We start from the raw sequence: 16,927 nt of genomic DNA, 5'->3' as shown, positions 1-16,927 counted from the left end.
AACGCTGCTCCTATTCGTCCGGTACCGCCTTCGGCTTGCCGTTCTCGTCGAGCGCGACCATGACGAAGATCGCGTCGGTGACCTTTTCCATCAAATGCGAGAGATAGCGCTGCGCCCAGGCCTCGACCTTGAGTGTCATCGAGGTCCGGCCGACCTTGACGACATCGGTGTAGATGCAGAGCGTATCGCCGATCTTGACCGGCAGCGCGAAGGCCATTTCCTTGACTGCCGCCGTTACCACGCGGCCGCGGGCCCGCTCGGCAGCACGAATACCGCAGGAAAGGTCCATCTGCGCCATGACCCAGCCACCGAAAATGTCGCCGGCGGCATTGGCGTCGGCGGGCATGGCGAGCGTGCGCAAGGTCAGCTCGCCGGTCGGTTTGTTGTCTGCGGTCATGCGGCCTGTCTCCCTGTGTCGGGAAAGATGTAGCGCATGGTTGCTTCGTCAGGGAAGAGCGCCGGACGACAAATCGCGCCAGGTCAGCGATCGCAAACTTCATTCCTTTCGAAGGCATTATTTGAGAATTGTCAAAATTAGGGATCGTTTGTTAGGGGCTTTGCAAAGAGCCCTCCCTATCCTGCACGCTTCTACTGGAGGCAGGGGACAGGGGATGAAACGATTCAGGATTTCGGTGCGGCTTTACGCGCTCGTCGCGTTCGCACTTTTGACCATGGCGGCGGCGCTGACCTTCGGTCTGTTTCAAGCGCAGGACAAGCTCGTCGGCGAACGCAAGGCGATGCTGTCGGCAATGAACGAGAACGCCATTGCGGTGTTCGACGCCTACCACAAACAGGAGGTTGCCGGCACGTTGTCGCGCGAGGATGCGCAGAAGCGTGCGCTCGAAGCGATCAAGGCGATGCGCTATCAGGGCAGCGGCTATTTCTGGATCAACGACATGCATCCGACGATGATCATGCATCCGATCAAGCCGGAAATGGATGGCCGCGATCTTTCCGCCAACAAGGATCCGAATGGCAAGCACCTCTTCGTCGAATTCGTCAAGACGGTGGAAAAGAGCGGACAGGGCTTCGTCGATTACTATTGGCCGAAGCCGGGCGCCGACGAGCCGGTGCTGAAATACTCCCATGTCGCCGGCTTCAAGCCCTGGGGCTGGGTGGTCGGCACCGGCGTCTATTCCGACGATCTCACAGCCATGTTCCGCGAGCGCGCCTGGCAGGTTGCCGGCATTCTTCTCGCTGCAGCGCTGGCGATCCTGATGGCGGCGCTGGCGATCGTGCGCAGCGTGGTCAAACCGGTCGAGAAGCTGAAGGCGTCGATGCGGTCGATTGCCGATGAGGATCTGTCATCCGACGTGCCGGAAACCGACCGTGGCGACGAGATCGGCCAGATGGCCAAGGTGCTCGTCGTCCTGCGCGACTCGGTGCGCGAGCGGCTGGAGCTGCGCTCACGCGAAGCCGAGCAGCAGGACAGGCTGGAGTCCGAGCGGCGCGGCAACGAACAGCGCCGGCGGGCAACGGCTGACGCACAGGCCGACGCGATGGAAATCGTGGGCGCTGCGCTCGAGCTGCTCGCAAGCGGTGATCTGACGGCCGAAATCGGCCATATCGCCCCGGAATACGGTAAGCTGCGGCAGGACTTCAACACGGCGGTTGCAGCTCTTCGCGACGTCATCGGTTCAATCTCGCATTCGACCGAGATCGTCACCGCCAGCGCCGGCGACATTTCGGAAGCGGCCAACAACCTGTCGCGCCGCACCGAACAGCAGGCCGCGGCACTGGAAGAGACGGCCGCGGCGCTTGACGAGATCACCTCGACGGTGCGCCATTCCTCCGACCGGGCCAACGAAGCGCGCGGCATGGTCAGCGAGACCAAGGCGAGTGCGGCAAAATCCGGCGGCATCGTGCGCAACGCCATCGACGCCATGGGGCGGATCGAGGCGTCGTCGAGTCGGATCAGCCAGATCATCGGCGTGATCGACGAAATCGCCTTCCAGACCAATCTTCTGGCGCTGAACGCCGGCGTCGAGGCAGCGCGGGCAGGCGAGGCTGGTCGTGGTTTTGCCGTTGTCGCACAGGAGGTGCGCGAACTGGCGCAACGCTCCGCCGGTGCCGCCAAGGAGATCAAGGAACTGATCGGAACATCGGTGCGCGAAGTCGGCGCCGGCGTCGAGCTTGTCCGCTCGACCGGTGATGCGCTGACGGAGATCGAAGCCCTGGTCAACCGTGTCAACGAACAGGTTGCCTCGATCGCAACCGCAGCCCGCGAACAGGCGACCGGTCTGGCGGAAGTGAATACCGCCGTCAACAGCATGGACCAGATGACCCAGCAGAACGCGGCAATGGTGGAAGAGACGACGGCGGCAAGCCAGACGCTCGCTGCCGAGAGCCGCGAACTGAAGATGTTGCTGACGAAGTTCCGGCTGCAGGAAACGGCCCGGCAGACGGCCTACGGCCGCGCCGCCTGAACGCAACGGCCATGGCGATCAATGAAGGCCTGCGTGCGGAAGCACGCAGGCTTTTCGGCATTTCGGCGCTTACAGCGCCGCGCGTCAAACATGACACGCTGGGGACGCTGTAACACTTTAAACTTGCTGCATAATTTATCCCTAAATCGAATCCGATTTAAGGAATTACGCAGTAGGCGGCGCGAGCTAACCGATCGGAAGCGCGGGTGTGCGCTGGGGCGGCTCGGCCTTCTCCAATCGTTGACGATTTGGCTTCCGTTCAACCGTTGGTCACTCCGGCGAAGGGCGGGCTTGACCAATCCGTGTATGGAGATAGATACGGCTGAACGGGAGGTGGAATGACGCGGCATGGCGCCGGGTCGCCCGTCTGCCTGTGCTAGAGGGGATATTCATGGCGCTTCTCAGACTTCTTTTTACGCGGGCGGGGGCGGCTATTTTGCTGGCGTTCGGATTTCTGTCCGCGTGTACCGTCGTGGTTGACGAGCCAAGACCCGGTCCGGGGCCGATCCGTCCGCCGATGTGCACGATGGAATATGCGCCGGTCTGTGGCGCGCGGGGCAGCCGCATGCGCACCTTCTCGAATTCGTGCCAGGCGCGCGCCGACGGCTTCAACGTCATCCACCGTGGCGAGTGCCGGCCGGATTACCGTCCGCCGGAGCGGGAGCCGCAGGCCTGCACGCGTGAATACGCTCCGGTGTGCGGCCAGCGCGGCCGCCAGCAGCAGACGTTCTCGAATGCCTGCATGGCGCGGGCTGATGGCTTCCGCGTGGTTGCGCCCGGCGAATGCCGCCGCGATGACGACCGCCCGCCGCAGGGCCAGTTCTGCACCCGCGAGTATGCGCCGGTCTGCGGCCAACGCGGCAACCGGATCCAGACCTTCCCGAATTCCTGCGAGGCAGGTGGCGCCGGTTTCCGGATCGTGCACCCCGGTGAGTGCCGCTAATCACGCGTCAGCGGGAAAAGTGAAACGGGCCTGCGCAGAGCGATCTGCGCAGGCCATTTTGCTGTGCGCCGTCAGCGCATTGCGAAGCCGTCGACCTGCCGGATGTTGGATGCATGTCGCAAGGCTTCATTTACCGTGTTTGCTTAAAATGCGCCCCAGAACGGGCTTTTTCGGCGGCGTGCCCGGCTCGCGACACAGGCGGACTGCACCGTTTTGATGTTGGGTGGGTGCGGCGTGGCGGTGTCTTCGATACCGCCCTAGAGCGCTGCGCGTCCATTTGGACGCGCTAAGGTCGCTCTAGCACTTTGAATGAGCGTATGAGCCTTTTCGAAAATCGATACCGATTTTCTGGCCTATACGCGGGATGAAGGCGGCAAATCGGTATGGCGTATGTTCCCTCTCTCCATCGTCCATTGACGGCGTTCGTGCTGTCGATCTCGCTTGTTGCCTGCACGACTGATGTGTTGACGCCCTCGGCCCGCATCGACGGCAGCGAACGCGTCGGCGCGATCAGGCCCGTTCCGGTCGATGCCGTGCCGGAGCAGGAGGTTGCGGCGTATCCCTCCGGAGAGCCGGTTTCGACTTTCAGGAATGGCGGTGGCAATGAAATGGCCGTTGAGCCGCGCCAGCAGACACGCCGCGCCCTGCCGATGATCGACAGCGAAGAGGCGAGCCTTTCCGGCGCCCAACAGGTCGATACCGGCTCGACCGCCATTCCTTCCGAAGGCGTCAACATGGACGCGATGCTCGGCGTGCAGCCGGTGGTCGGGCTGGCGGAGGAGCAGAGCAGCGAGATTGCCGAGGGCAATGCCAGCCAGCCCGTCGTCGGTGGCATCGGCGAGGACAATGTCCGCCAGCTCGGCAGCCCGCCGCAGACCTTAGATGAGGCCCAGGCGAGCCTTGGCGGCGACCCGGATCTGCCTGCATTGACCGCCGAACAGATTTCAGCGGAAGAGGCGCAGCGCGCCCGCGCCTTCGAGCGGCAGAGGGCCATGCAGAGAGCCCAGGAACCGCAGCAGGTGGCGATGCTGCCACGCGCGCGCAATCCGCTATCGACGCCGGAGAGGCAATATACCGGTCAGATGCCGGGCTCGGAGATTGCCTGCCGCCAGCGCCTGCGCAAGCTCGGCGTCGAGTTCCGCGATATCCCGCGCATCAGCAACGGCCCTTCCTGCGGCATCGACTATCCGATCGAACTCAGCGGCCTGTCCGGCGGCATCGACGTCAAGCCCGCAGTCAAGCTCAACTGCGAAGTGACCGAGGCCTTTGCGAAATGGGTGAAATACGAGCTGGCGCCATCGTCGCGCTATCGCTACTGGTCCGGCGTCAAGACGATCAAGCCGCTCGGCGGCTATTCCTGCCGCACCATGAACTCGCGCCGGGGCAACCCGATGTCCGAGCATGCGCATGGCAACGCCATCGATGTCGGCAAGTTCGTGTTGAAGAACGGCAAGGAAATCGACGTGCGCAAGAAGGGCTTCTTCGCCTTTCGCGAGAAGGGGCTTTTGAAGGCTGTTCGCACCGACAGCTGCAAATACTTCAACACGGTCCTCGGCCCGGGCAGCGATCCCTTTCACAAGGATCATTTCCACTTCGACCTGAGGACACGCAAGACCGGCTACCGCCATTGCGATTGAGGGGCCGTCAGAACCGCGCATATCGTGAGCCGGCAAAAAAAGAGGCCGGCGGGGAGCCGGCCGATGTCCGGATAAGGGGTCTCCGGAACTAAAGCGATGCGTGCAAATCACGTGGCGGGTGGGCCGCGTGCGACGCCAAACTGATTGAAAAGCATCACCGTTTCGTGACAGAACAGGCGCGTCGGCGGCAATATTGCGTTCCTTTGCCGGATTCTCACCGTCACGATTGGAGCGGGTGGCGCGCGCCAGCCTGCCGGCGCTTTCAACCGGTTTCATCAACGCGATCGCCGTTGGCCTGATCATTCCGATCATATGGCTGATTGCACCGCTCGGTGTGGCGGCGGCCCATGCCATGGACCGACGCCAGCTCGAGGCGGATTCGGCATTTTCAAAATTCTGGTTGATGTATGGCTTTTATACATCTTATGCGTGTAAGTCGTTTTTATACCGTAGGTTTTAGCGCTTGCTCTTGGTTGATTCCAGAAATTAGCCCAATTTTGGCGCGCTACTTTCCGATGACCTACAATTGTAACAATCTGAATTTACTATATGATTTTCATCGTCCTCGTCGGTGCGGGCCGACTGTCGGTGGTAACGCGTTTGTGTGTCGTCTGGCTTGCGAATAAGTATTACCATAATATATTACTTCATATAACAATCATGGATAGAATCCGGGCTTGTCCCGGACGCGTCATTTTCGGGGCTCCACTCACTCCTTGGCACGACAGGAGGAAGGCATGGGAACTGTAATGCGATTTCCAGGGATGCGCGCCGACATGACTGCGCATGCCACCGAAGTTTCACAGATCCTGCGCACGCTTGCCAATCGCAACCGACTGCTGATCGTCACCACGCTTCTCGAAGGGGAACATTCGGTGGCGGCACTGGAGGAATTGCTCGGTATCCGCCAACCGACGCTGTCACAGCAACTGACCGTGCTGCGCGATGCGGGCGTCGTTTCGACGCGGCGCCAAGCCAAGCAGGTTTTCTATCGCCTGAGCCATGATAAGGTCGCCCGGCTCGTGGGCGCGCTTTGTCAAATCTTCTGTCGCGAAGGCAAGAAAACATGAATGAGTACTGGAATGCGCTTGCCGGAGGCCTGCTGATCGGGCTTTCGGCGGCGATCCTGATGGTAGCCAACGGTCGTGTGGCCGGTATCAGCGGAATTGCCGGAAGGCTGTTGCAAGGGGTCCAGGCCACCACCGGGATCGTCTTTGTTCTTGGCCTGATAGCGGGTCCCGTGATCTACCGTCTTTTCGCCGGCACTTGGCCAGCGGTTACTGTCACGTCCTCCTGGCCGCTGTTGGTGATTGGCGGGCTGCTTGTCGGTTTTGGCTCGCGCATGGGCTCAGGCTGCACCAGCGGTCACGGCGTCGTCGGTCTCGCCCGGCTTTCGCGTCGCTCGGTCGCGGCGGTTGCCACCTTCATGATCGCGGCCGTCGCCACCGTCTATCTCCAAGGTTTCCTCCAATGAACGGCAGCGCCTTCTCGCGCCTGGTGGCAACGCTTGCCTCCGGCGTCATCTTCGGAATTGGCCTGTCGCTCTCCGGCATGCTGGATCCGGCCCGCGTTCGCGCCTTTCTCGACATCACGCGCGACTGGAATCCGTCACTTGCCTTCGTGCTCGGCGGCGCGGTGGCCGTCTCAGCACTCGGCGTCCTCATGACCCGGCGCATGCAGCGGCCGTTGCTCGACGATGCCTTTCATTTGCCCGCGAACCGCGTGATCGACCGACGGCTCATCATCGGCTCGGCGATCTTCGGCGTTGGCTGGGGTCTGGTCGGCCTTTGCCCCGGTCCGGCGCTCGCATCCCTTTCGCTCGGCCTGCCGGCGACGGCCCTTTTTGTGGTCGCCATGCTTGCCGGTATGGTGCTGCACGATCGATTGCCGCGCGTGGGGCCTCGTGCGCAAGGGCAGGGGAATGACCGGATCGGGATCGAAAGCGGCCGATTGCCCTGATGTTGACGCTCCGTCACCTTGTTTTTTGCGGGCCGCGGGCTGCAAATCGCAATGAATCGGCCCATATAGGCGAGACCTGTCGACTTCGCTCCCCGCATCCGGATCAGCTTCATGGCGCCTATCGTTTCCGTTTCCAATCTTTCGAAAACCTATGCCTCGGGCTTCAAGGCGCTGAAAGGCGTCAGCCTCGATATCGAGCAGGGCGAGATCCTGGCGCTGCTTGGTCCGAACGGGGCGGGCAAGACCACGCTGATCTCGATCATCTGCGGCATCGTCAATCCGAGTGGCGGCACCGTGGTGGTCGGCGGCCATGACGTCGTGCGCGATTTTCGCGAGACGCGGTCGATGATCGGCCTGGTGCCGCAGGAACTGACGACGGATGCCTTCGAGACGGTCTGGAACACCGTCACCTTTTCGCGCGGCCTGCACGGCAAGAAGCCGAACCCGGCGCATATCGAGAAGGTGCTGAAGGACCTGTCCCTCTGGGACAAGAAGGACAACATGCTGCGCGAGCTTTCCGGCGGCATGAAGCGGCGTGTGCTGATCGCCAAGGCGCTGTCGCACGAACCGCGCGTGCTCTTCCTCGACGAGCCGACCGCCGGTGTCGACGTCAGCCTGCGCAAGAGCATGTGGGAGGTCGTGGAACGGCTGCGCGCCTCGGGCGTGACGATCATCCTGACGACCCACTACATCGAAGAGGCGGAAGAGATCGCCGACCGCATCGGCGTCATCAATGGCGGTGAGATCCTGCTGGTGGAGGACAAGACGGCGCTGATGAGCAAGCTCGGGCGCAAGCAACTGCGTGTCGACCTGTCGCATCCGTTGGAAGCCGTGCCCGAAACGCTCTCGACCTACAACCTGACGCTAGAGGGCGATGGTCATTGTCTGATCTACGACTATGACACCAGCGCCGAGCGCACGGGCATAACCTCGCTGCTGGCGGCGCTCGCCGAAGCCGGCGTGCGCCTCAAGGACATCTCCACGCGGCAGAGCTCGCTGGAGGATATTTTCGTCGAGATCGTGGGAGCAGGACGATGAACATCGAAGCGATCAAGTCGATCTACTTCTTCGAGATGGCGCGCACGCGGCGCACCCTGCTGCAGAGCGTGGTGTCGCCGGTCATTTCCACCTCGCTCTATTTCATCGTCTTCGGCGCGGCGATCGGGGCACGCATCCAGGAGATCGATGGCGTCTCCTATGGCGCCTTCATCACGCCTGGCCTGATCATGCTGACGCTCCTGACCCAGTGCATCGGCAACGGCTCCTTCGGCATCTATTTCCCAAAATTCACCGGCACGATCTACGAGGTGCTGTCCTCGCCGGTGTCGATGGTCGAGATCGTGCTCGGTTATGTCGGGGCGGCGGCGACCAAGGGGGTGATGATCGGCACGATCATCCTTCTGACGGCGTCGCTGTTCGTCGATCTTTCGATCGCCCATCCCTTGGCGATGATTTTCTTCTTCGTGTTGACCGCCGTTTCGTTCAGCCTGTTCGGCTTCATCATCGGCATCTGGGCCAAGGACTTCGAGCAGCTGAACCTGATCCCGATGCTGGTCATCCCGCCGCTCGTATTCCTTGGCGGCAGCTTCTACTCGATCGACATGCTGCCACCGTTCTGGCAGGCGGTCAGCCACTTCAACCCGGTGCTCTATCTCATCAGCGGTTTCCGCTGGAGCTTCTTTGAAGTGTCCGACGTCAATCCGGTCGTCAGCGCGGCGATGATCGTGGTGTTCCTGACGATCTGCCTGTCGGTACTCGCCTGGATCTTCCGCACCGGCTACCGGTTGCGGAACTGACGGCCGCCACCCGTGCCGTAGATGATGGCGGCGCCGACCAGGAAAATAGCGATCAGTGCCTGAAACAAGGTCCAGACGACGCGCAGGGCCGCCCGTGTGGTCGACAGACTGAGGTCGGCCCTGAACCAGTGCGTTCAAGAAGAAGCGTTTGCCGCAGATCCCGTTCAGTCGCGCAGCCGGAGCTCGTCTGTGCGCATCTGCAGGGAGTCGAGAGTCGACAGGAAGCTCATGCCGAGCAGGCTCTGGTCGAGCTTGCCTTCGGCCGCGACCGTCGCGCTGACGTCGTTGCGCACGATCGGGCCGATGGCGACCTCGGAAAGCAGTACGGGTGCCGCCATCGCCTGACCGTTGGCGGTCATCACCGTCATCGTGTAGCTCAGCTTTGCCGGATCAAGCCCGATGCGCTCGGCATCTTCGTAGGTCAGCGCAATGCTGCTGGCGCCGGTGTCGACCAGCATGTTGATCTCTTTGCCGTTGACCGCGGCATTGGTCTCGAAATGGCCGTTGATCATCTTCTGCAGCACCACCTCCTGGCGGCCTTCGCTGTCGGTCATGACGGTGGCGCGACCCGGTATCAGACCGGAAAGCACCCGGTTGCCGAAGCCCTGTAGCTCGAAGCGATAGACATAGGCCGAGACGAGGGCCAGCAAAATGAGCAGCCAGATCGCTGCCTGCCGGGCGCCTACGCCAAAGCGGCGACGGCTTTGCCAGATGCCGGCGCTTAACAGCGTGGCAATTGCGCCGAGCGAGACGAGCTGGCCGAAATCGTCATTCGCCAGTCCGAAGGTGCGGCCGGCGTCATGGTTGACGATCAGCAACAGGAGGCCGATCGCCAGGATCGAGAGCAAAATCAAAAGGCGTGTCATGCGTCGCCACGTTCCCTGGCCATGCGCGTGCGGCGCGTTTCGCGCCGGGGCTTTCGCTCCATCGTTTCAAGCCTTGCCGGCAGGGCCAACATAATCGCGTGTCTGTCGGCGTCGGTGTAGAGCGTCCAGGCGCCGATCTCATTTCGGGTGCGACCGCAGCCGAAACAGTAGCCGGTCCTGTCGTCGATCGAACAGACGAGAATGCAGGGAGATTCCATGGTCCTGAGCTGAAGGTCCTGGGTTGTGGGGTGGGTCGTTGTTTCGACTGATTATATCGGCTTTTCAAACCGTCAGTGCAAGGGCACCGAGGATGGCGATTTCCGTCAGTTGCTGTGTCGCGCCGATGGTGTCGCCGGTGTGGCCACCGATCTTGAGGGTGGCGAGACGGCCAAAGGCGGCAGCGGTCGCGACGAAGGCGACAAGTGTGAGAATGAGGGCGAGTGCCGGGGCCTTGGCGAAATAGAAAAGCAGCATGGCGGCAAGCACGCCTGAGCCAAGCGCGAAGGACGTGGCTGCCGGGTCGGGTTCGCCGGCCGAGGCGGCAACACCGTCACGGCGAGCCGGCGGCAGGCGCGACCAGTGCCAGACCATCGCCGCACGACTGAGGGCGGCGGCGCCCAGGATCGTGAGCCCGGCGCCGGTCGGGGTAAACAACGGCAGGAAGGACGCCAGCGCCGATACGCGAAGGCCGAAGGAGAGGATCAGCGCAATGGCGCCATAGGAACCGATGTGGCTGTCCTTCATGATCACCAGCGCCGCCTCCCGGTCGCGCCCGCCGCCGAAGCCGTCGGCCGTATCGCCCAGCCCATCCTCGTGCAGGCAGCCGGTCACCAGCGCCTGCACGGCGACGACCAGGAAGGCCGTAAACAGGGAGCTGACCTGGAGCGCCATCAGCAAGGAGGCGATGGCGGCTGCGGGCAGGGCGATCAACAGTCCCGCCAACGGAAAGGCGCGAACGGCACGGTTCAGCCGGCCGTCATAATCGACGAAATGGCGTTGCGGCATATGGATGCGGCTGAGGAAGGCGACCGAGCGCGCCAGATCGTCACAAAAGTCGCGAAGATAGGTCATGGCCCCTCCAACCCCCGGGCGCGCCGAATCGATGCCCTTTCGCCGGATCATGCTCCGGCGACGCGGATTGGCGCAAATGTCGTTGCCCGAAATTTGCGCGCCCTCTATGAGGAGCGTGGATTGAGCTTCACGATATGCAAGGATTCCTCCCCATGAGTGCCAGCGGCCTGCCGTTTGATGATTTCCGCGAATTGTTGCGCAACCTCCCGGGCCCGAATTCGGCCGCGCTGGCTGCCGCGCGCGATCGCGATGCGCAGCTGACGAAGCCGCCGGGCGCGCTCGGGCGTCTTGAGGAGATCGCTTTCTGGCTGGCCGCCTGGACGGGCAAGCCGCCGGCGGTCAATCGGCCGCTCGTCGCGATCTTTGCCGGCAATCACGGCGTCACCCGTCAGGGCGTCACGCCATTTCCGTCGTCGGTCACGGCACAGATGGTCGAGAACTTTGCCGCCGGCGGCGCCGCGATCAACCAGATCTGCGTCAGCCACGATCTCGGCCTGAAGGTCTTCGACCTCGCGCTCGATTATCCCACCGGCGATATCACCGAGGAGGCGGCACTTTCCGAGCGCGACTGTGCGGCCACCATGGCCTTCGGCATGGAAGCTGTCGCCGGCGGTACCGATCTGTTGTGCATCGGCGAGATGGGCATCGGCAACACGACGATCGCTGCTGCGATCAATCTCGGCCTTTACGGCGGCACGGCGGAAGACTGGGTCGGACCGGGCACAGGCTCGGAAGGCGAGGTGCTGAAGCGCAAGATCGCTGCGGTCGAAAAGGCGGTCGCGCTGCACCGCAATCATCTGTCCGACCCGCTCGAATTGATGCGCCGCCTCGGTGGTCGTGAGATCGCTGCCATGGCCGGCGCCATCCTGGCGGCCCGCATGCAGCAGGTGCCCGTCATCATCGACGGTTACGTGGCGACCGCTGCCGGTGCAATCCTCAAGGCGGCCAACCCGTCGGCGCTCGATCATTGCCTGATCGGCCACGTCTCCGGCGAACCCGGCCATATGCGCGCGATCGAAAAGCTCGGCAAGACTCCGCTGCTGGCGCTCGGCATGCGCCTTGGCGAAGGCACGGGTGCGGCCCTTGCCGCCGGCATCGTCAAGGCTGCTGCCGCCTGCCACGGCGGCATGGCGACGTTTGCGCAGGCTGGCGTCAGCAACAAGACCTGACGAAGAAACGGTGGGCCTTCGCGCGAAGGCCTGTCGTTTGCTGTCGATTGCCTGTCGCAGGCACCACACTTGTCTGCGGCGGGCTTGATGGCCGCATTCTTCTCGCCTATCCAGAGGCGCATATGCACGCCGCAGCCACCTGTCGGCGCCCCGCGCAACCGGGACCGCCTTGCATTCGCCTCAATGACGATGTCGAAGCAGCGCAGTTTTATAGACAGTCGAGATGAAATGGACGCCAACAATACCACGCCCCGCCGCGGCCAGACCGGACCGGTCGAAAAGCAGACCGGAATCCGCCATCTGTTCGCTGCCGCGAGCTATTCGCTGGGCGGTGCCAAGCGGCTGATCGGCGAGGCTGCGTTCCGGCACGAGCTGATCGCCTTCGCGATGGTGATGGTCGCGTTCACAATCGCCGGCGCCACATTCTTCCAATACGTCGCCATGGCGATCCTGTTTCTGCTGATGATGGCCTTCGAGGCGATCAACACGGCAATCGAAGAGATCGTCGACCGCGTCTCGCCGGAAATCTCGGAGATGGGCAAGAACGCCAAGGACCTCGGCTCCTTCGCCTGCCTTTGCCTCATCGTCGCGAATACGGTCTATGCCGGCTACGTCATTTTTGTCGCGGGCCTCATCGACTGAGACGACACATCTCGCGGCGAAACGGGCGCACGACGTGCGCTAACCGATCTTGATGACGGTATCGGAGATAAACACCATCGGCGGTATCGCCAGGTTCTCCGGGGCAGGACCCTTACGGACGCGGCCGGCCGTGTCGTAGTGCGAGCCGTGGCAAGGGCAGAACCAGCCGCCGTATTCGCCGGCCTGGCCGAGCGGGATACAGCCGAGGTGGGTGCAGACGCCGACCATCACGAGCCAGTTCTCCCGTCCTGCTCCGGCCGAGCGCGCAAGATCGGTGGCCGGCTGGTCCCTGGGAAGATTGGCGTTACGAGCCACCGGGTCCTTGAGTTCGTCCATCGCGACCGCTTTCGCCGCCTCGATCTCCTTGGGCGTCCTGTGGCGGATGAAGATCGGGCGGCTGCGCCACCTGAGCGTCATCGACGCCCCCTCCTCAAGCGAGGCTACGTCGACCTCGACCGAGGCCATCGCCAGCGTCGAGGCGTCAGGATTCATCTGGTTCAAGAACGGCCACGAAGCACCACCCAGTCCAACTGCGCCCGCAATGCCGGTCGAAAGATAGAGGAATTCACGCCTCGTCGGTTCCCTTTCTTCAGTGAATATGTTCATGCCACAGCGCTCCTTCCGTCGCGCCACGCGGTCGAGCGACATGCCCCTGTCGGAGGGGCAGAAGGGATGTCCGACCTTCGGCTGTCGCGGTTGCAATGCAAGCGTGGCGGTTTCCCACTTTTATCGCGCAATTTTACGCTTAATTCGCTCCGGAATTAAGGTGTTGCATTGCGCTGGCGCTTGGGGATGCTGGCGACGCCAATGGAGGTCGCGACCGCACACTGCCCGCAGGTGGCGGCACGAGCTGTTTCAGCGGATACGGATCAGGCGAAGCTCTTGCGGCGGCGGGCAGGGGCGGGCACGTCTTCGACGGCGGGCAGGCTTTCAAGCACGCGGCGGGCCGGCAGGATGGCGATGGCTTCGGTGCCTTCGCGCAGCTTTGAGCGCAGGATGAACTCGCCATTGTGCTTGGCAAGGATCGCCTGCACGATCGGCAGGCCGAGGCCGGTGCCCTGTTCGGCGCTCTTGATGGCGATGGAACCCTGGCCGAAGGCGGAGAGCACGATCGGGATTTCCTCCTCGGGAATGCCCGGGCCATTGTCCTTGATCGAGAGATATTGGCCGCCGCCGGCCGTCCAGCCCACCTTGACCGTGATTTCGCCGCTGGAACTGGTGAATTTCACCGCATTCGACAACAGGTTGAGGATGACCTGGCGCATGGCCTTTTCATCGACCCAGACGGCGGGCATGCCCTGCTCGAATTGTGCATGGATGCTAATCGACTTGGCACGGGCGCGAAGCTGGACCATGCCGATGCAATCGTCGGCGATATCGACGAGGCTGACGGATTCTTCGTTGAGGTCATAGCGGCCCGCCTCAATGCGCGAGAGGTCGAGGATCTCGTTGATCAGGTTGAGCAGATGTTCACCCGAGCGGTGGATATCGCTGGTATATTCCTTGTAGGTCGGGTTGTTGAGCGGCCCGAGAACCTCGGTCGACATGACCTCGGAGAAGCCGAGGATGGCGTTGAGCGGCGTGCGCAGCTCGTGCGACATCGAGGCGAGGAACCGCGACTTGGCGAGGTTTGCTTCCTCCGCGCGCCGACGCGCTTCGTCCGACATGGATTTTGCCACTTCGAGCTCGGCGATCAGGTCGTCCTTCTCCGATTGCATCGAAAGAATATGCACATTGGCGCGGTTCATGCGGTCGGTCATGAAGACGAGGAACAGCAGAGACAGCGAGATGACGCCGGTCAGGCCGACATGAACCGGATCGCCCGTGGTCAGCGAGGAAAAGGCGAGCGCAGCGACGACGGGCAGGAATGTGTAGAGGAGGGCGTTGCGCAGCAGGAAGGTGCCCATGGCGGTGGCGGCAAGTGCCATCAGCAGGCCGGCGCCTTCAAAGAAGCCATAGCGGATCTCGCCGCAGGTGGCGCAGTCCTGCGTCACGAACGTCGCCCAGCAAAGGCCCATCAGCAGTTGCCCGATTAGGAAGCGGCGGCGCCACACCGGCACCTTGTCGGCGGCCATGTCCTCCTTGCGCGCCTTTCGCGCCAGGAAGACGGTGACGGCGTGGGCTGACAACGTCATGATCGCCCAGACGACGATACTCAGGTTGCCGGAGAGATAGATGCCGACGGCGGTGATGAGGGTAACGAGCAAGGGCATGGCAATGGCGCCATGCAATGCGGAACCGATATAGAGATTGAGCATTTCGCGTTCGAAGCCGGAGGGCGCGGACGAACCGGTTTGCAGCCGTTCGCGCGTCGCGCGCACTGTCTTCGAAACGGCCTTGTTTCGATGGCTTCGCGACTTGTCGACAATGATCTTATCTGTCGATGTGCTGACGGCGATACTCATGCTCTTATATGCAAAGGTTACAGCTGGTTGCAGTCTAGTGAGCAATCCTTAAGAAGTTGCTGCCTGACATGAAGGATTCGACAACCATTGTGGCGCGATCGTGATTTGCGGCTTCAATGGGCGTTGCAAAGCGGACGGGGCGCAGCAAATTGAGATCGGGCAGATCCAGATATCGGTTCACGGGCGGCAGAAGGGGTGCTGAGGGTGGCGCCCCTGCCGGGCGCATGGGAACCATCGGCGGCTGGATCTTCCTTCTGCTGCTCTGCGCCGGCGCCTATGTCGTCTCGCAGCTGCCGCCACCGGAGCGGACGGTGACGGGTGAGCTCTCTGGGATGGCGACCGCGAGCGACGGCGACAGCCTGCGCCTCGATGGCCGGCGCATACGCCTCGACGGCATCGACGCGCCCGAGATCGGCCAGATCTGTGAGCGCGATGGCGCGCAGTGGGATTGCGGAGCCGACGCTCGCCAGCGGCTGAGGGCGATGGTTTCGGGCACCACGACGCATTGTCGGCTGCACGGGCGCGACAAATATGGCCGTGATCTCGGTACGTGCGAAACGAATGGGCGAGACATCGGACGGGAGATGGTCGCGACCGGCTATGCCGTCAGCTACGGCCGCTATCGGAAAGAAGAAGCAGCGGCGGAAAGGCAGAACGTCGGGCTTTGGGGTGGCGATTTCACCCGGCCACAAGCCTGGCGCCGCAGCAACGGCCATGCGGACGAGGCGCCGCATGTCGTGGATAGTTGGCTCGATGCTATCCGGCTGTGGCTTTCCGAACAGCTCTCGGCGCTGTTTGCGAGGATCGGCGATGCATGAGAAGCAGGATGATATTGCAGGGCTTCGCGCCGCTATCGCGGCCTGCCGCATCTGTCGTGACCAGCCGGCGCGCGGATCGGAAGACCGGCTGCCGCACGAGCCGCGACCGGTTGCGGTCATTTCCAGATCCGCGCGGGTGCTGATCGCCGGACAGGCGCCGGGCCTGCGGGTGCATGAAAGCGGGTTGCCCTTCAATGACGCCTCCGGCGACCGGCTGCGGCAGTGGCTCGAGATCGATCGGGAAACCTTCTACAACAGGGACAAGCTGGCGATCGTGCCGATGGGATTCTGCTTTCCGGGTTACGACGCCCATGGCAGCGACCTGCCACCACGGCGGGAATGCGCGCCCTTCTGGCGGATGAGGGTAATGCAGGCGATGCCGCAGGTCGAGCTGGTGCTGGCCATCGGCCACTATGCGCAGCGCTGGCATATCGGGCCGGACTGTCCGAAATCGATGACCGAAACGGTTGCCGGTTGGCGGCGCTATGCGTTGCGCAATGCCGTGCCTGCGATCGTACCGTTGCCGCATCCGAGCTGGCGTAATACCGGCTGGCTGAAGCGCAATCCCTGGTTCGAGGCGGATGTTTTGCCGTTTTTGCGTGAGCGGGTCAGGTTGTTGATTTCCTGAAAAATTATTCTTTATCTTTGTCGATTTCGCGCTATAGAAAGAAAAATAATTCGAGAGGGACATTCATGGATCGTCTAGACCGCAAAATCCTGCGCCTGTTGCAGGAGGATTCCACCTTGGCCGTTGCCGACCTTGCCAAGAAGGTAGGCCTGTCGACCACGCCTTGCTGGCGGCGCATCCAGAAGATGGAAGAGGATGGCGTCATCCGCCGCCGGGTGGCGCTGCTCGATCCGGTCAAGATCAACACCAAGGTGACGGTGTTCGTGTCGATCCGCACCAATACGCACTCGATCGAATGGCTGCGTCGTTTCTCGGAAGTGGTCGGCGAATTCCCCGAGGTCGTCGAGTTCTATCGCATGAGCGGCGACGTCGATTACCTCCTGCGGGTCGTCGTCCCCGATATCGCCGCCTATGACGCTTTCTACAAGCGACTGATCGCCAAGATCGAGATCCGCGACGTCTCCTCCGCCTTCGCCATGGAGCAGATCAAGTACACGACCGAGCTTCCGCTCGACTACATGATGATCGATCAGGCGAAATCCAGCGAGGATTGAGGCAGAGATCCGG

20 protein-coding genes are annotated in these 16,927 nt (G+C 62.5%); 14 read left to right on the top strand and 6 right to left on the bottom strand.

Annotated features, from left to right (window positions below; all coding sequences use genetic code 11):
* Positions 1-10: 10 nt before the first annotated feature.
* Positions 11-397 carry an acyl-CoA thioesterase gene (locus BC360_RS14830; protein ID WP_053251737.1) on the bottom strand — a complete coding sequence of 129 codons (387 nt, stop codon included), beginning with the start codon at positions 395-397 and terminating at the stop codon, positions 11-13.
* A gap of 214 nt (positions 398-611) precedes the next feature.
* Between BC360_RS14830 and BC360_RS14825 the strand changes: the two genes are divergently transcribed.
* From BC360_RS14825 to BC360_RS14785, 9 genes are all read left to right on the top strand, one after another.
* Positions 612-2,426: a methyl-accepting chemotaxis protein gene (locus tag BC360_RS14825; RefSeq protein ID WP_065779958.1), complete on the top strand. Its 1,815-nt coding sequence runs from the start codon at positions 612-614 to the stop codon at positions 2,424-2,426.
* Positions 2,427-2,817: 391 nt separating this feature from the next.
* The gene (locus BC360_RS14820) at positions 2,818-3,369 is read left to right on the top strand and encodes a Kazal-type serine protease inhibitor family protein (protein ID WP_065779960.1); all 552 of its coding nucleotides are present in this window, start codon (positions 2,818-2,820) and stop codon (positions 3,367-3,369) included.
* A 383-nt stretch (positions 3,370-3,752) separates the two neighbouring features.
* Positions 3,753-5,006, top strand: a complete 1,254-nt coding sequence (locus BC360_RS14815; RefSeq protein ID WP_065779962.1) for an extensin family protein — start codon at positions 3,753-3,755, stop codon at positions 5,004-5,006.
* Between the two features lie 193 nt (positions 5,007-5,199).
* Complete coding sequence (locus BC360_RS14810; RefSeq protein ID WP_139110048.1) at positions 5,200-5,466, top strand: hypothetical protein; 267 nt, start codon at positions 5,200-5,202, stop codon at positions 5,464-5,466.
* Positions 5,467-5,743: 277 nt separating this feature from the next.
* Positions 5,744-6,076: an ArsR/SmtB family transcription factor gene (locus BC360_RS14805; protein WP_065779966.1), complete on the top strand. Its 333-nt coding sequence runs from the start codon at positions 5,744-5,746 to the stop codon at positions 6,074-6,076.
* Entirely contained in the window at positions 6,073-6,480 is a 408-nt protein-coding gene (locus BC360_RS14800; protein ID WP_065779968.1) for a YeeE/YedE family protein, read from the top strand. The genes BC360_RS14805 and BC360_RS14800 overlap by 4 nt, the downstream gene beginning before the upstream one ends.
* The gene (locus BC360_RS14795; RefSeq protein WP_065795715.1) at positions 6,477-6,965 is read left to right on the top strand and encodes a YeeE/YedE family protein; all 489 of its coding nucleotides are present in this window, start codon (positions 6,477-6,479) and stop codon (positions 6,963-6,965) included. Before BC360_RS14800 ends, BC360_RS14795 begins: the two co-directional genes overlap by 4 nt.
* Positions 6,966-7,076: 111 nt before the next feature.
* Positions 7,077-8,003, top strand: a complete 927-nt coding sequence (locus BC360_RS14790) for an ABC transporter ATP-binding protein (RefSeq protein ID WP_065795714.1) — start codon at positions 7,077-7,079, stop codon at positions 8,001-8,003.
* Positions 8,000-8,761: an ABC transporter permease gene (locus tag BC360_RS14785; protein WP_065795713.1), complete on the top strand. Its 762-nt coding sequence runs from the start codon at positions 8,000-8,002 to the stop codon at positions 8,759-8,761. Before BC360_RS14790 ends, BC360_RS14785 begins: the two co-directional genes overlap by 4 nt.
* Before the next feature lie 164 nt (positions 8,762-8,925).
* On the opposite strand, the gene BC360_RS14780 is transcribed toward BC360_RS14785, so the two are convergent.
* From BC360_RS14780 to BC360_RS14770, 3 genes are all read right to left on the bottom strand, one after another.
* A complete protein-coding gene (locus BC360_RS14780) occupies positions 8,926-9,627 on the bottom strand; it encodes a TIGR02281 family clan AA aspartic protease (protein WP_065795712.1) in 702 nt (233 codons plus the stop codon).
* Complete coding sequence (locus BC360_RS14775) at positions 9,624-9,845, bottom strand: DUF1289 domain-containing protein (RefSeq protein ID WP_065779978.1); 222 nt, start codon at positions 9,843-9,845, stop codon at positions 9,624-9,626. The genes BC360_RS14780 and BC360_RS14775 overlap by 4 nt, the downstream gene beginning before the upstream one ends.
* Before the next feature lie 64 nt (positions 9,846-9,909).
* Entirely contained in the window at positions 9,910-10,698 is a 789-nt protein-coding gene (locus BC360_RS14770) for an adenosylcobinamide-GDP ribazoletransferase (RefSeq protein WP_065795711.1), read from the bottom strand.
* A gap of 152 nt (positions 10,699-10,850) precedes the next feature.
* On the opposite strand from BC360_RS14770, the gene cobT reads away from it, so the two are divergent.
* Both cobT and BC360_RS14760 read left to right on the top strand, forming a co-directional pair.
* Positions 10,851-11,867 (top strand): nicotinate-nucleotide--dimethylbenzimidazole phosphoribosyltransferase, encoded by a 1,017-nt coding sequence (gene cobT / locus BC360_RS14765; RefSeq protein WP_065795710.1) that lies wholly within the window; start codon positions 10,851-10,853, stop codon positions 11,865-11,867.
* A gap of 228 nt (positions 11,868-12,095) precedes the next feature.
* Positions 12,096-12,509 (top strand): diacylglycerol kinase, encoded by a 414-nt coding sequence (locus BC360_RS14760; protein WP_065779984.1) that lies wholly within the window; start codon positions 12,096-12,098, stop codon positions 12,507-12,509.
* Positions 12,510-12,548: 39 nt separating this feature from the next.
* Here BC360_RS14760 and petA read toward each other — a convergent pair whose 3' ends face one another.
* Together petA and BC360_RS14750 are read right to left on the bottom strand one after the other, a co-directional pair.
* Complete coding sequence (gene petA, locus BC360_RS14755) at positions 12,549-13,115, bottom strand: ubiquinol-cytochrome c reductase iron-sulfur subunit (RefSeq protein WP_065795709.1); 567 nt, start codon at positions 13,113-13,115, stop codon at positions 12,549-12,551.
* Positions 13,116-13,378: 263 nt separating this feature from the next.
* Complete coding sequence (locus BC360_RS14750; RefSeq protein WP_065795708.1) at positions 13,379-14,914, bottom strand: sensor histidine kinase; 1,536 nt, start codon at positions 14,912-14,914, stop codon at positions 13,379-13,381.
* A gap of 224 nt (positions 14,915-15,138) precedes the next feature.
* On the opposite strand from BC360_RS14750, the gene BC360_RS14745 reads away from it, so the two are divergent.
* The 3 genes from BC360_RS14745 to BC360_RS14735 all read left to right on the top strand — a co-directional run bounded on the left by BC360_RS14745 (position 15,139) and on the right by BC360_RS14735 (position 16,914).
* On the top strand, positions 15,139-15,732 hold the full coding sequence (locus BC360_RS14745) for a thermonuclease family protein (RefSeq protein WP_065795707.1): 594 nt from the start codon (positions 15,139-15,141) through the stop codon (positions 15,730-15,732).
* Positions 15,725-16,360: a uracil-DNA glycosylase family protein gene (locus BC360_RS14740; protein ID WP_065779992.1), complete on the top strand. Its 636-nt coding sequence runs from the start codon at positions 15,725-15,727 to the stop codon at positions 16,358-16,360. The genes BC360_RS14745 and BC360_RS14740 overlap by 8 nt, the downstream gene beginning before the upstream one ends.
* A 65-nt stretch (positions 16,361-16,425) precedes the next feature.
* A complete protein-coding gene (locus tag BC360_RS14735; protein ID WP_025427268.1) occupies positions 16,426-16,914 on the top strand; it encodes an Lrp/AsnC family transcriptional regulator in 489 nt (162 codons plus the stop codon).
* Positions 16,915-16,927 lie beyond the last annotated feature (13 nt).

It is taken from the genome of Ensifer sp. LC163 (genome assembly GCF_001695855.1).
Lineage (GTDB): Bacteria > Pseudomonadota > Alphaproteobacteria > Rhizobiales > Rhizobiaceae > Ensifer.
Note: the sequence above shows the minus strand (reverse complement) of the source record. Positions and strands in the feature narration are given on the sequence as shown.

Excerpts from the sequence above, each read along its gene's own strand:
- BC360_RS14830 (WP_053251737.1), bottom strand. The coding sequence starts at position 397 with ATGACCGCAGACAACAAACCGACCGGCGAGCTGACCTTGCGCACGCTC.
- BC360_RS14825 (WP_065779958.1), top strand. The coding sequence starts at position 612 with ATGAAACGATTCAGGATTTCGGTGCGGCTTTACGCGCTCGTCGCGTTC.
- BC360_RS14820 (WP_065779960.1), top strand. The coding sequence starts at position 2,818 with ATGGCGCTTCTCAGACTTCTTTTTACGCGGGCGGGGGCGGCTATTTTG.
- BC360_RS14815 (WP_065779962.1), top strand. The coding sequence starts at position 3,753 with ATGGCGTATGTTCCCTCTCTCCATCGTCCATTGACGGCGTTCGTGCTG.
- BC360_RS14805 (WP_065779966.1), top strand. The coding sequence starts at position 5,744 with ATGGGAACTGTAATGCGATTTCCAGGGATGCGCGCCGACATGACTGCG.
- BC360_RS14800 (WP_065779968.1), top strand. The coding sequence starts at position 6,073 with ATGAATGAGTACTGGAATGCGCTTGCCGGAGGCCTGCTGATCGGGCTT.
- BC360_RS14795 (WP_065795715.1), top strand. The coding sequence starts at position 6,477 with ATGAACGGCAGCGCCTTCTCGCGCCTGGTGGCAACGCTTGCCTCCGGC.
- BC360_RS14790 (WP_065795714.1), top strand. The coding sequence starts at position 7,077 with ATGGCGCCTATCGTTTCCGTTTCCAATCTTTCGAAAACCTATGCCTCG.
- BC360_RS14785 (WP_065795713.1), top strand. The coding sequence starts at position 8,000 with ATGAACATCGAAGCGATCAAGTCGATCTACTTCTTCGAGATGGCGCGC.
- BC360_RS14780 (WP_065795712.1), bottom strand. The coding sequence starts at position 9,627 with ATGACACGCCTTTTGATTTTGCTCTCGATCCTGGCGATCGGCCTCCTG.
- BC360_RS14775 (WP_065779978.1), bottom strand. The coding sequence starts at position 9,845 with ATGGAATCTCCCTGCATTCTCGTCTGTTCGATCGACGACAGGACCGGC.
- BC360_RS14770 (WP_065795711.1), bottom strand. The coding sequence starts at position 10,698 with ATGACCTATCTTCGCGACTTTTGTGACGATCTGGCGCGCTCGGTCGCC.
- cobT (WP_065795710.1), top strand. The coding sequence starts at position 10,851 with ATGAGTGCCAGCGGCCTGCCGTTTGATGATTTCCGCGAATTGTTGCGC.
- BC360_RS14760 (WP_065779984.1), top strand. The coding sequence starts at position 12,096 with ATGGACGCCAACAATACCACGCCCCGCCGCGGCCAGACCGGACCGGTC.
- petA (WP_065795709.1), bottom strand. The coding sequence starts at position 13,115 with ATGAACATATTCACTGAAGAAAGGGAACCGACGAGGCGTGAATTCCTC.
- BC360_RS14750 (WP_065795708.1), bottom strand. The coding sequence starts at position 14,914 with ATGAGTATCGCCGTCAGCACATCGACAGATAAGATCATTGTCGACAAG.
- BC360_RS14745 (WP_065795707.1), top strand. The coding sequence starts at position 15,139 with ATGGGAACCATCGGCGGCTGGATCTTCCTTCTGCTGCTCTGCGCCGGC.
- BC360_RS14740 (WP_065779992.1), top strand. The coding sequence starts at position 15,725 with ATGCATGAGAAGCAGGATGATATTGCAGGGCTTCGCGCCGCTATCGCG.
- BC360_RS14735 (WP_025427268.1), top strand. The coding sequence starts at position 16,426 with ATGGATCGTCTAGACCGCAAAATCCTGCGCCTGTTGCAGGAGGATTCC.